Annotated in this window: 11 protein-coding genes and 2 pseudogenes; 8 read left to right on the top strand and 5 right to left on the bottom strand. The window is 43.0% G+C overall.

Annotated elements, in window-relative coordinates:
• Window positions 1-184 precede the first annotated feature (184 nt).
• Window positions 185-616, bottom strand: a pseudogene (locus tag O9324_RS05605) (RpnC/YadD family protein); the annotation flags it as partial.
• Between the two features lie 259 nt (window positions 617-875).
• Entirely contained in the window at window positions 876-1,991 is a 1,116-nt protein-coding gene (locus O9324_RS05600; protein WP_288139672.1) for a TIGR03032 family protein, read from the bottom strand.
• 599 nt (window positions 1,992-2,590) lie between these two features.
• Between O9324_RS05600 and chrA the strand changes: the two genes are divergently transcribed.
• The gene (gene chrA, locus O9324_RS05595) at window positions 2,591-3,748 is read left to right on the top strand and encodes a chromate efflux transporter (protein WP_288139671.1); all 1,158 of its coding nucleotides are present in this window, start codon (window positions 2,591-2,593) and stop codon (window positions 3,746-3,748) included.
• Between the two features lie 190 nt (window positions 3,749-3,938).
• Here the strand turns inward: chrA and hisG are convergent, their stop codons facing one another.
• From hisG to deoC, 3 genes are all read right to left on the bottom strand, one after another.
• Window positions 3,939-4,589, bottom strand: a complete 651-nt coding sequence (gene hisG, locus O9324_RS05590; protein WP_002785456.1) for an ATP phosphoribosyltransferase — start codon at window positions 4,587-4,589, stop codon at window positions 3,939-3,941.
• 60 nt (window positions 4,590-4,649) lie between these two features.
• Entirely contained in the window at window positions 4,650-5,402 is a 753-nt protein-coding gene (locus tag O9324_RS05585; RefSeq protein ID WP_288139670.1) for an HAD family hydrolase, read from the bottom strand.
• Between the two features lie 259 nt (window positions 5,403-5,661).
• Complete coding sequence (gene deoC / locus O9324_RS05580) at window positions 5,662-6,339, bottom strand: deoxyribose-phosphate aldolase (RefSeq protein WP_288139669.1); 678 nt, start codon at window positions 6,337-6,339, stop codon at window positions 5,662-5,664.
• A 159-nt stretch (window positions 6,340-6,498) separates the two neighbouring features.
• Here deoC and acnB point away from each other — a divergent pair, with 159 nt between their 5' ends.
• The 7 genes and pseudogenes from acnB (at window position 6,499) to O9324_RS05545 (ending at window position 12,433) form a co-directional block, all read left to right on the top strand.
• Entirely contained in the window at window positions 6,499-9,108 is a 2,610-nt protein-coding gene (gene acnB, locus O9324_RS05575) for a bifunctional aconitate hydratase 2/2-methylisocitrate dehydratase (RefSeq protein ID WP_288139668.1), read from the top strand.
• 139 nt (window positions 9,109-9,247) lie between these two features.
• The gene (locus O9324_RS05570) at window positions 9,248-9,541 is read left to right on the top strand and encodes a BrnT family toxin (protein ID WP_002735016.1); all 294 of its coding nucleotides are present in this window, start codon (window positions 9,248-9,250) and stop codon (window positions 9,539-9,541) included.
• Complete coding sequence (locus O9324_RS05565; protein ID WP_002746336.1) at window positions 9,489-9,755, top strand: BrnA antitoxin family protein; 267 nt, start codon at window positions 9,489-9,491, stop codon at window positions 9,753-9,755. Before O9324_RS05570 ends, O9324_RS05565 begins: the two co-directional genes overlap by 53 nt.
• 131 nt (window positions 9,756-9,886) lie before the next feature.
• Window positions 9,887-10,852: a hypothetical protein gene (locus O9324_RS05560; RefSeq protein ID WP_288139667.1), complete on the top strand. Its 966-nt coding sequence runs from the start codon at window positions 9,887-9,889 to the stop codon at window positions 10,850-10,852.
• Between the two features lie 31 nt (window positions 10,853-10,883).
• Complete coding sequence (locus tag O9324_RS05555; protein ID WP_155120134.1) at window positions 10,884-11,021, top strand: element excision factor XisH family protein; 138 nt, start codon at window positions 10,884-10,886, stop codon at window positions 11,019-11,021.
• Window positions 11,018-11,358 (top strand): annotated as a pseudogene (locus O9324_RS05550) (XisI protein). The gene O9324_RS05555 and the pseudogene O9324_RS05550 overlap by 4 nt, the downstream one beginning before the upstream one ends.
• A gap of 178 nt (window positions 11,359-11,536) precedes the next feature.
• Window positions 11,537-12,433 (top strand): polyphosphate kinase 2 family protein, encoded by an 897-nt coding sequence (locus tag O9324_RS05545; RefSeq protein ID WP_288139666.1) that lies wholly within the window; start codon window positions 11,537-11,539, stop codon window positions 12,431-12,433.
• The last annotated feature ends 154 nt before the right edge of the window (window positions 12,434-12,587 follow it).

The raw sequence follows: 12,587 nt of genomic DNA, 5'->3' as shown, positions 1-12,587 counted from the left end.
CGGGCCTTTGATTTGTATCAGAAACCAGTTATCAGTCTCGCTATCTTAGGGGATGAACGAGTAAATTGGCGACCAGATTCCTATAATTATACTATCGCTGGTTGTGAAGTCAGCCTCAAATTCCCAACAGTCAATTTAGTGGAGTATGTAGAAAGCTGGTGAGAAGTAGAAGGAAGTAGCTATGGGTTTGGTATTTCAGGCTGTCTTCACAACCAGCTATAGTATAATTATAGGAATCTGGTCGCCAATTTACTCGGTCATCCCCTAAGATAGCGAGACTGATAACTGGTTTCTGATACAAATCAAAGGCCCGATAGTTATAAATATACATCCTCTGGGGGAAATTTTCTTCGTACTGGCTTTGAATTTCAATATGAATTAAAATCCAGACTTCTTCACCCCTGAGTAACCAGACTTTATAGAGTTTGTCAGCGAAACGTTTTTTTGTCTTTGCTGAAGCGGTAATCCGTTTGAGTTCTTTTTCTAGGGATTCGGGAATTTTTGTCCAATCGATTAATTGGTGAACTTCGGGAAAAAAGAAGCATAAAAACGCTTCAAAATATTCGCTTAATGCTTCTTTCCAGGGTTCATCATAATTGGCGGTTGTTGGGTTCATGGCAAGTCGCTACCAATGGGAAAGTTAGGCACTCATCTAAATCTATTATTCCCCATAAATATCATCAATGCTACTTGTCGTCACAAAACTTCCCATTAGAGCAACCTACATCTACATCTTTGTTCTAACATTTATTGGTAAAACTATATAATGCCGTCAGATAAAGGGGGTCGGAACCAAAGGAACCGGGGAAGATATCCTTAACTAAAAAAGGCGTTGACATGATTTTTTCCTGAATAATAGGGTGAAAATTAAACAATTAAGCCCCTAAAGAAGGCACCATCCACACCGATTGAGTGTCGTCGAGGTCGGTATCCGGTCCAATTAGCGCCGGGTTGCGGTAGCCCGGCAGCACGGAGACGGCAAAAACCTCCTCCACGCCGCTATTGAACCAAAAAGTCGCCACCAGTTGACTGGTAGCTAGATTGACAATAGCCAACCCGCACCGCAATTGATTACGCCGCTCATCCAGGGGTAAACCGCCAAAAATCGCCGTTTCTCGGATTTGAGACAACCCGACAAAGGCGTGACCTTCCCAACAGTCCAAACCCCGGGTAAAACCGGGCAATTCCGCGATGATTTCTGTGCTACCAGTTTGGGGATGCCAACGGTTCAAGGTTCCATAACCGGAATTGAGGAAATAGAGATTACCCTGGTAAAGACGGGGAGAATGGGGCATGGCTAAACCCCGCAGAATCACCTCTCCCCTCGGCACATCAATTAAGCATCCCCCTTGAGCTTTATTCTCTCGCCAGAGGCTTTCCTCGTTGGTTTCCCCCAATGCCGTTACATATACGGGAGTGCCGCTATTTTCAGCCATAGCCAAGCCATTGAGGTGGCAGCGGTCCCCGGGGACTAAATCGGTAATAAAGGGCGGTTTCCACTGGGGGAGAAAACTCCAATTTCCTTCGATGGTTGCCAGACAGTTAAATAGGGTATTGACCACCCAAAGGCGATTACTGCCAAAAGCCAAATCATGACCCATAATCGGGCCGGTGAGGTGAGAAGAACGAGCTAAAAAAGCAATATCCTGTTCCCCTTCCGGTTTAATCTGGGGGGCAATCTCTCGATTAGCGGGTAAATTCCAAATTGCCTGACGAGCGCCCACAGCAATTCCAGTAGCGGTTCGGGTTAAACCCATCGCTTGGTCAAAATGGGCGAAACTCACCCGCATTTGTCCTTGATAAGTGCCAATGCTGGCCACTCGTCCCGCTTGGTAGGTGGAAATCAACACCGAGAGGTCAAGCTGGTTGAGTAATTCCGGCAGATTGAGGCTGTACTCATAATTGACCGGCACTGCTTGGCGCTGAGATGGACTCGCTGCTGGCTCTTGGGTATCTGAAAATTGGTTAGTGTTAGGCGGTAAGCTGTCCATAGAGTTTTTTTTGTATAGATTAGAATCGATTGTGATAATTGATTATTGTTTATGATTTAAGTGGGGAGGCACAATTATTTGTAGGATGGGTTAGCGGTAGCGTAACATGAGCGGGCGTTGGGTTTCATGCTTCAACCCAACCTACGTTCTGGTTAGTGTTAGGCGGCAAGCTGTCCATAGAGTTTTTTTGGTATAGACAAAAATCGATTGTGATAATTGATTATTGTTTATGGTTTGTTGACTAACCTTAGTAAGGTTTGATCCCCCCTTGCCCCCCTTAATAAGGGGGGTGCTGATGGGTTTCAGTGGGCATTAATGGGGTCTATTATAAACAAATTAATCAATATTATTTATAAAGTTTTCTTAACTTTTTTTGTATCAAATTTACTTGAACGGGAGCATTAAATACTTATAATTGGGTTTGTGTAAAACGGGTACATCTCATACCATTTGGGCGCACGCGATGCGCCCCTACCATTGGTGCAATCATATGATTGTAGGGGCGAATTGCATTCGCCCCCGCTATTATATGATTCCCCACTTAAGCCTATATTCTTGGATATAAACTTGATTCTAGAAAAACTATTGGTAATCAGAAAATGCTGACTTCATCGCCTCCCAATCTCTCGCAACTTGCCCTTTTATTTCTCAAAATCGGCATTATCGGTTTTGGTGGTCCGGCTGCCCATATCGCTTTAATGGAGGAAGAAGTGGTTAAGCGTCGCGGTTGGATGACTAAGGAACGATTTCTCGATTTGGTGGGGGCCACTAATCTGATTCCTGGTCCTAATTCCACGGAAATGGCTATTCATATCGGTTATATTTTTGGTGGTTTAGCGGGTTTAATAATCACCGGGGTTTGTTTTATTACTCCTGCGGTGTTAATTACGGGTTTTCTAGCTTGGATTTATACTACCTACGGGACTTTACCGGATGTGGCTCCGATTTTTGCGGGGATTAAACCGGTAGTAATTGCGGTGATTTTTCAGGCACTCTGGCGACTAGGTAAAAAGGCACTGAAAACCCGTCAATTACTGTTCATCGGATTGGGAGTTATTGGATTATTAATCTTAGGTTTAAATGAAATTATCGCTTTACTGTTAGGGGGAATTATCGGGATGTTTATCCTAAAAAAATTCGCTACTTTACCCCTGATTGTGGCAGGGATAGGCGGTGCGACGGCGGCTGCTACTCCTAGCAACATCCCACCGACATTAACAGGATTAGGACTATTTTTTCTCAAGGTGGGTAGTGTTTTATTCGGTAGTGGTTATGTGTTAGTTGCCTTTTTAGAAGCGGATTTAGTGCAGGGGAAAGGATGGTTAACCCGACAACAATTATTAGATGCTATTGCTATCGGTCAATTTACCCCTGGTCCGGTGTTATCTACAGCCACTTTTATCGGTTATCAAATATTAGGAGTATCGGGGGCGATTGTGGCGACTCTAGCGATTTTCTTTCCTTCTTTTATCTTTGTTTTATTACTTAATCCTCTCATTCCTAAACTGAGACAATCTGCTTGGGCGGGTGCTTTTTTAGACGCAATTAATGCTAGTGCTGTGGCTTTAATGGTAGCGGTAATTTTTAATTTAGCTCTAGCTACTTGGTTACAACCCTACGGGAATTTACCTTTTAATTTATTGGCTGTCATTTTATCTCTTATCTCCGGTATTCTTTTACTACGTTTTCAGGTTAATTCTACTTGGCTAATTCTGGCTGGTGCGCTCATTGGTTTACTTTTAAAACAATTAGGTTAGGGGGAAATAAGTCAATGGTTCTAATTAAATATTAAGATAGATTTTGCCTTTGATACCCCCTTGATCCTCCCTTAATAAGGGCTGCTCCCCCCTTGATCCCCCCTTAATAAGGGCTGCTCCCCCCTTAATCCCCCCTTAATAAGGGCTGCTCCCCCCTTGATCCCCCCTTAATAAGGGGGGTGCTGATTTGTTAAACTTTTGCCATTGATGTAGTTGCTTCTCTGAGCTTTTCTACCCAGTTATAAATCTGATTGCGATTTAGTCTATAGCTGAGGGGATGAGCGATTAATCGAGCGCTACTAGCAAATAATTCGTCAATTTCTACTAAACCATTTTCCCGTAAAGTTCGACCGGTGGAAACTAGGTCAACTATCGCTTCTGACATCCCCGTAATCGGGCCTAATTCTACGGAACCATAGAGAGGTATAATCTCGACGGGAATATCTAAACGACGAAAATAATCCTTAGCACAATTGACAAATTTTGAGGCAACTTTACCGTGATGGGGAATGTCTAGAGGACTTTGATAGGGACTATCAGCAGGGACAGCTACCGACATCCGACAATAACCAAATTTTAGGTCAATTAAATTAGCCACATCGGGAGATTTTTCCAATAAAATATCATAACCAGCGATGCCTAATTGTGCCTGACCGTATTCTACATAAACTGGTACATCTGTGGCTCTTACTAATAACGCTTTCGCTTGGTTACTGGGGTCGGTAATCTGTAATTGGCGATTTTTTGAGTCAAGAAAGGCACTAAAATCTAAGCCAATTTTCTGAAATATTTGGATACTTTCGTTTAGTAAAGCACCCTTCGGTAAGGCAATTGTTAGCATAGAGGGAATTATGAATTGGGGTGTGGGGTTTTTCAGTGAACAGTGAACAGTAAACAGTAATCAGTGAACTGAAAATTCGCCTCTGATAACCGAGATGGCAGTCAGTTCTCTAATGACCACATCAGCTAATTGTAAATCTTGATGGTTTTCCGGTTGCCAACTAATTGCGATCGCAGCTGCTGATTTTGCCTGTTTAGCCATTTCCCAATCGGCCCTAGTATCCCCCACCATCAGGGTTTTGTCCACGGCAGTCCCCAAAGCTTGACAGGTTTCTTGTAATAATAAGGGATCGGGTTTACTTAAACCTCGATCGCAGCCTCGGACAATTTTAATATAATTTAATAGGTGATTTTCCTTGACAAATTGCTCAACTCGTGCTGTGGTATCGGAGGAAAGAATCGCCAATTGTAAACCGGCCGCGTGCAGATAACGAATTACTTCTAAACATTGGGGATAGAGGGGATTTAAGCGGGGGGGAACCTTTTCATCGGCCGCTTGAAAGGCTACTTTTGCGATCGCCATGGCCGTTAACCAATCCCGGCCGGTGGAAGCAATACAACCGGCAGCGACGATATGATTATCTCTGCGGCTGCCCACTGCCATTAAACCAGCAGGATTGAGACTATTTGCCCCAATACCGAAAGTTTTAGTTAATAAAGACTCTAAACCAGGGATTTGCGATTCAATGGCTTGTATCCGGGCTATAGCTCGATCGTACCAGAAAGCCCGCGAATCCTCTAGCGTACCGTCCTTATCAAAAACAATCCCTTGAATATCTCTAAATTCTCGATTACCACAGCGAATTATCGGCAAATAAACCTCCTTATTTTTATTGAATGTCAGTCATCATTTTAGCTGTCAGGATTCAGGATTCAGGAGACAGGATTCAGGAGATTATTTTTTATTTATTCTCCCCACTTCCCCACACCCCACTTTCCTATACCTTTTAAACAGGATTTAGTAAGTAGGGAGGCACAATTATTTGTAGAATGGGTTAGCGGTAGCGTAACATGAGTGGGCGTTGGGTTTCATGCTTCAACCCAACCTACGTTCTTTTAAACAGGATTTAGTATTATTCCTCAAAGGCAGCTTTTTGCTGACGGACTAAATCGACACCGCGAGAAGTCCCCAGACGAGTGGCCCCGGCCTGGATAAGAGCGAGTGCTTGTTCAAGGGTGCGAATTCCGCCGGATGCTTTAATTCCTACGCGGCCTTTGCTAATTTCCTTGAGAAACTTGACATCGCTAACCGTTGCTCCTCCAAACCAGCCGGTACTGGTTTTTAGATAACTCACTCCTGCATCCATGCAAATCTCTGCCGCTAAACGTTTCTCGGTGTCCGTTAGTTGCGAGGTTTCCAGAATCGCTTTTACCGTCTGGCCGGTTTCCTGACAAATACTAGCAATTTCTTGGAATAATTCCTCAGATTTCCCATCTTTTAGCCAACCGAGATTAATAACCACCTCTAACTCCTTAGCACCATTATCTACGGCTTCTAAAGCCTCATAACGTTTAACTGCGGGGGTAGTGGCCCCTGCGGGAAAACCAATCACGGTAGAAACTAAAGTTTTTTTGCCGTGGAGTAACTGCACAGCTTGCTTAACGGCAGCGGGATAAACGCAGACGGTGGGAAAATGATATTGATCAGCCTGTTGACAGTAAGCCTCTAATTGTTCACTGGTGGCGGTGGGGATGAGGAGAGAATGGTCGATATATTGTGCTAAATCTAGATCAGAATCGGTGATAGCCATTATCTACGCCTTAATATAGTCAATCGATCGCTATTTTCTCATTTTATGGAAATCGCACAATAAAGTCATGTCTCGCTAACCGAGAAATTCCGAGACTAGCAAAAATCCATTAACCTAGGAAGAAACCGTCACAAGTGAAGACTAGGAGAAAATAGACCTATGTTAGAAGCGTATCATCAGCACGTTGCCGACCGAGCGAAATTAGGTATCCCTCCCCTTCCCCTCAATGCTCAACAAACGGCGGAATTATGCGAAATACTCAAAAATCCGCCCGAAGAACTCAAGGGAGAATTGCTGACCCTGCTGCGTGACCGTGTTCCCCCCGGAGTTGATGAAGCGGCCTACGTTAAAGCGGTATTTTTAACAGGAATTGCCAAAGGTGAAATAAAATCTAACGTTATCTCCCCCCAGGGTGCGGTTAGCTTACTGGGAACCATGGTCGGTGGTTATAACGTTCATTCTCTGATTGAACTGCTGAAATCCAGAGATATTAATATCGCCGCCGCTGCTGCCAGCGCTTTAAGTAAAACCCTGCTAGTATTCGACGCATTTAACGAGGTTTTGGAATTATCCGACACCAATCCCTATGCTAAACAGGTTATCGATGCTTGGGCCAATGGCGCTTGGTTTATCGCTAAACCGAAACTTGCTAAAGAAATTACCGTCACCGTCTTCAAAGTACCTGGAGAAACCAATACAGATGACCTATCTCCCGCTCCCCATGCCACCACCCGGCCCGATATTCCCCTCCATGCTTTGGTAATGTTAGAAACCCGTCAACCCGGGTCCTTAGAAACCATTGCCGAATTGAAAAAATTAGGCCATCCGGTCGCCTATGTGGGGGATGTGGTTGGGACTGGTTCCAGCCGAAAATCGGCGATTAACTCGGTTCTCTGGCATATTGGCGATGATATTCCCTTTGTGCCTAATAAACGTGCTGGTGGCTATATTTTAGGCAGTAAAATCGCCCCTATCTTCTTTAATACTGCTGAGGATTCCGGCGCTTTACCGATTGAATGCGATGTTAGCCAAATGAACACGGGGGATGTGATTAAAATTTATCCCTACGAAGGCAAAATCACCAACGAAGCGGGCGCAACTATTAGCACTTTTAGCCTCAAACCTGAGACAATTCTGGATGAAGTGCGGGCCGGCGGTCGTATTCCCCTCTTAATCGGTCGCAGTCTCACGGATAAAACCCGTCACGCCTTGGGACTTGAGGCTAGTACCCTATTTACTCGTCCCACTATGCCTAATGACACGGGTAAAGGTTACACCCTAGCGCAAAAAATGGTCGGCAAAGCTTGCGGTTTACCCGGGGTGCGGCCGGGTACTTCCTGTGACCCGATTATGACTACGGTAGGGTCTCAGGATACCACTGGACCGATGACCAGAGACGAGTTAAAAGAGTTAGCCTGTTTAGGTTTTAGCGCCGATTTAGTCATGCAGAGTTTCTGTCATACGGCAGCCTATCCCAAACCGGTTGATATTCAAACTCATCACCAATTACCCGACTTTTTCTCTACCCGTGGTGGGGTCGCTTTACGTCCGGGAGATGGCATTATTCACTCCTGGTTAAATCGGATGTTATTGCCGGATACGGTGGGGACTGGAGGCGATTCTCATACTCGTTTTCCCCTGGGAATTTCCTTTCCTGCGGGGTCGGGTTTAGTGGCATTTGCGGCCGCCTTGGGAGTAATGCCTTTGGATATGCCGGAATCGGTTTTAGTGCGTTTTACGGGGGAATTACAACCCGGTGTAACTCTGCGCGATATTGTTAATGCTATTCCCTACGTCGCCATCCAAGAAGGCAAATTAACCGTGGAAAAACAGAACAAAAAAAATGTTTTTAACGGTCGCATTATGGAGATGGAAGGGCTGCCGGATTTGAAATTAGAACAGGCTTTTGAGTTAACCGATGCCACGGCGGAACGTTCCTGTGCCGGTTGTACGATTAAGTTAAGTACCGAGACAGTGGCGGAATATTTACGCTCTAATGTGGCCCTGTTAAAGAATATGGCGGCCCGGGGTTATAGTGATGCCAAAACTATCCTACGTCGGGTAGCAAAAATGGAACAATGGTTAGCTAATCCTGTCCTGATGGAGGCGGATAAGGATGCCGAATATGCGGATATTATCACCGTCAACTTAAACGAGATTAAAGAACCAATTGTCGCCGCACCCAATGACCCCGATAATATCAAGTTAATGTCGGAATGCGCCGGGGATACAATTGATGAGGTGTTCATCGGTTCTTGTATGACTAATATCGGTCATTATCGCGCCGCCGCTAAGATATTAGAAGGAGCAGGAGTTGCTAAGGCTAAACTGTGGATTTGTCCCCCCACCCGCATGGATGAAAAACAATTGCGCGATGAGGGAATGTATGGCATTTTTGCCGCTTCTGGGGCGCGTACCGAGATGCCGGGATGTTCCCTTTGTATGGGTAATCAAGCGCGGGTTGAAGACAGAGCGACGGTATTTTCTACCTCGACTCGTAACTTCAATAATCGCATGGGAAAAGACGCGCGAGTCTATCTCGGTTCCGCCGAATTAGCGGCAGTTTGTGCGCTGCTGGGACGCATTCCCACCCTTGAGGAATACCTGGCAATTGTCACCGAGAAAATTAATCCTTTTGCTGGCGATTTATACCGCTATTTGAACTTTAATGAAATCGCTGGTTTTGAGGATGAAGGCCGGGTAATTCCCCTAGAAGATTTACCTAAGATTGAGGATATTTTAGGGATTCCTTCTGGTGTTTTGAGTTAGTTGACCGGTTATGGGTCATTTCGATCGAGGCGAAAGATTTCTTTTGATTTCGATCAAGATGACCCCTCTAACGATCGAATTTTCGACAATTATAGGATTTTTTTCGATATACGGAATGACAACTCGATAAAATAAAAATATGAAATTCGAGTGGGATCGACAAAAGAACCGAGCGAATATCATCAAGCACGATCTAGACTTCGCGGACGCGCAGCGGATATTTGAACATCCCATTCGAGTTTCCCTTGACGAACGAGAAAATTATGGCGAAGATCGATTGATAGGAATCGGTACGCTCGATGGCCGAGTGGTAGTTGTCGTTTTTACAGAACCGAGTAGAGATACAATTCGTATTATTTCACTTCGTAAAGCTTTACCCTATGAACGAAAACGATATGAACAATACCTCCGAGACGAATTGGGAGAAAGTTGACGCTCTTACGGAAGAGGAAATCGACACATCCGATATTCCGCCCTTAACCGAGGAGTTTTTTAGTAAATCGCGGTGGTGGAAACCTGTAGAGAAAGTAAATGTTCTTGTTCAAGTAGATCCCGAAACCCTAGCTTGGTTTCAATCACAGGGCGAGGATTGTGAACAAAAAATGTCCGCCGCTTTACGGATTTATGCGGAGGCTCACAAAGTATAGTCAAGTTTAGTTCGGGTACAAGCCACACAATAAAAAAGTTCGCTATCATTTTGAGCGGGATGAAAAGCCACACAATCTCATTTACCAATAAATCGCCTTAAATGAAATGATAAAAGTGAGTACGAAAAATTATGATTATAGATGTACCGACTGGAGATGATTTTAAATCCGCTGGCATTGATTTTTTAAATCTGGCTTGGGATACGCTGATAAGTTTATCTACAAAACTTAAGAATGCGGAATATTTTTATAATGTGTATTATAGCGATGAGAATGAAGAAGTAATCGATCAATTGTCATCTGAGCAATATTGGAAACAAGCACAACGTCCATTGAGTACAGCCCTTTCCCTTATTCAACAAGGAACCGAATTTCTCTTAAAAGGTCATATTGCTACAGTTAGCCCGTATTTACTAATTTCAGGAGATCCGAGTAATTATCCCAGTAAATCTCATGAGCGCAATATCCGTTTTAGTGAATTTAAAACAATTGATGCACAGGATTTAGTCAAAGTTTATAATACCGTATCGACTGGTCGATTACCAGATAACTTTCGACAAAGATTTGAAGATTTGAGAAGCAAGCGAAATATAATTATGCACACTGTAGATCCTGAATTATATATAAAAACTAAAAATCTGTTTGTTGAAATTCTAGAAATTTGTCATTATTTGATAGAGCCAAACTCGTGGATAAAAATTCGAGGACAATTCATTCAAAATGAACCTGAATCTGTTCTATATAGCCCTGAAACCAGAGAATTATATAATTGGCTGGCTTTAGAAATAAACCTTGTAATTGATTTATTAACACCTTCAGAAAATAATAAATATTTTAATTTTAATAAAAAAACAAGACGTTATTTCTGTCCTAGTTGTTATAGTGGTTTTAGGGAAGATTACGAAGACGAACAGATTCCAAGATTAGCTCAACTAATACCTAATGAACCAACTAGCAACACTATTTATTGCCTTGTATGTAATGAATCTTATGAAGTATTGCGGGAAGATTGCACAGCTGAAGATTGTCTGGGTAATGTCATAGATCCTGATGATGGTACATGTCTTACCTGTGGTTCGGACAATTTTCGAGATTAATTGTTGAAATTGTAATAAATATCTTGTATGTATTAATTTCTTTATTTTTTTAATCGGACAAGAAATTTATGAAAAGTTTTTCGCTCAAGCTGCCATACAAATAATCTTGCAAAAGTATCAAGTTTTATGGTTAATTGTTGATATTAATCAGGAGAAAATCGTTCAATAGATAAACTAAATTATTATCAAAACATAATCAAGAAAATTCTCACAGAATATGCAGAAATTTCCTCACAAGTACCCGACAAGACATGGACGAAATATTGATATTTGACGATGATAGAAGCCAATATCTTTGGTTTAATATTGGCTGGAAAAATGGCAAACGAATTAAAGCTATTTCCGTTTATCTTCGTCTAAAAAATGACAAAATTTATATTGAAGAAGATTGGACAGAAGCAGGTATCGCCACGGAATTAATGCGCGTAGGAATTCCCAGTAGTGAGATAGTTTTAGCTTTTCAACCTCCCGAAGTGCGACAGTTTACCGAATTTGCGATCGCCTAAAAATTATTCTTTACTTTCTCGTCAGATGAGGAGTAGCTAAAATCGAATATTTAAATATACTTGTTTCTAGGTCATTTCTGCCAGTTCATCCTTGACTCGCCGGTTCAAGGGTTAGATATTTTCCGAGCAAAAGTGCTACAATGTAATTTTAGGGGTCAAAATAATCAAGGAGAAGAGCATGGTCAGCAAAATTGATCGCCAAGCATTTTTACAATCGTTAATCGTGCCACCGGGTAAAGAAATTTCTCTACACAAAGATTACGATGCCCGGTTTAAGCCAGACTACATTACCAAAGAAGATGCCACGCTGCTGCTGCAACAGGGGATCGAAAAAATGGCCGAGTTTCAAGATAAACTTTATGCCCAGGATACCTATGCCCTGTTAATTAATCTGCAAGCCATGGATGCGGCGGGTAAAGATGGTACGATTAGACACGTTATGTCGGGTTTAAATCCCCAAGGCTGTCAGGTATTTAGCTTTAAAGTTCCCTCGGCCGAAGAACTAGACCACGATTATCTCTGGCGATATTATAAAGCTTTACCGGAGCGGGGTCGTATCGGTATTTTTAATCGTTCCTACTACGAAGAATTATTAGTCGTGCGCGTCCATCAAGATTTATTGGAACGGCAAAAACTCCCCCCGGAAGACAGAACTAAGAAAGTTTGGCAGCGACGTTTTGAGGAGATTAATAATTTTGAAAAATATCTGGTTAATAATGGGATTATTGTTCTGAAATTCTTTCTCAATGTTTCTAAAGGAGAACAGAAAAAACGATTTTTAGAAAGAATTGATCGCCCCGAAAAAAACTGGAAGTTTTCCGAAAATGATGTCAAAGAAAGGGCTTTTTGGGATGATTACACGAAAGCCTACGAGGAGGTATTCAATCATACCAGTACCGAGTGGGCTCCTTGGTATATTATCCCGGCTGATCGCAAATGGTTTACCCGTTTAGCTGTGGGGGCGGTTATTTATCACACCCTCGAATCCCTTGGTTTAAAATATCCCACCGTCACCGAAGAACATCGCCAAGCTTTACTGAAAGCCAAAGAAATCCTCGAAAACGAGCCAGATTAAAAATGGAAGAAAATCCCCAAAAAGCGATAATTGCCGGAAAATCGATCGTAAGCTAAGACGTATCTTAACCGCCTACCCTTAGATTAGCTGACCCCCCCTTGCCCCCCCGACGTCGGGGGGGTTGCCTCTTGCCTCGTCTCAACAAGCAATTTAA

The sequence above is a fragment of the Microcystis sp. LE19-84.1B genome (assembly GCF_027531875.1).
GTDB classification, from domain to species: Bacteria; Cyanobacteriota; Cyanobacteriia; order Cyanobacteriales; family Microcystaceae; genus Microcystis; species Microcystis panniformis.
The sequence above is the reverse complement of the archived record's forward strand: the minus strand, read 5'-3'. Positions and strand labels throughout refer to the sequence as shown.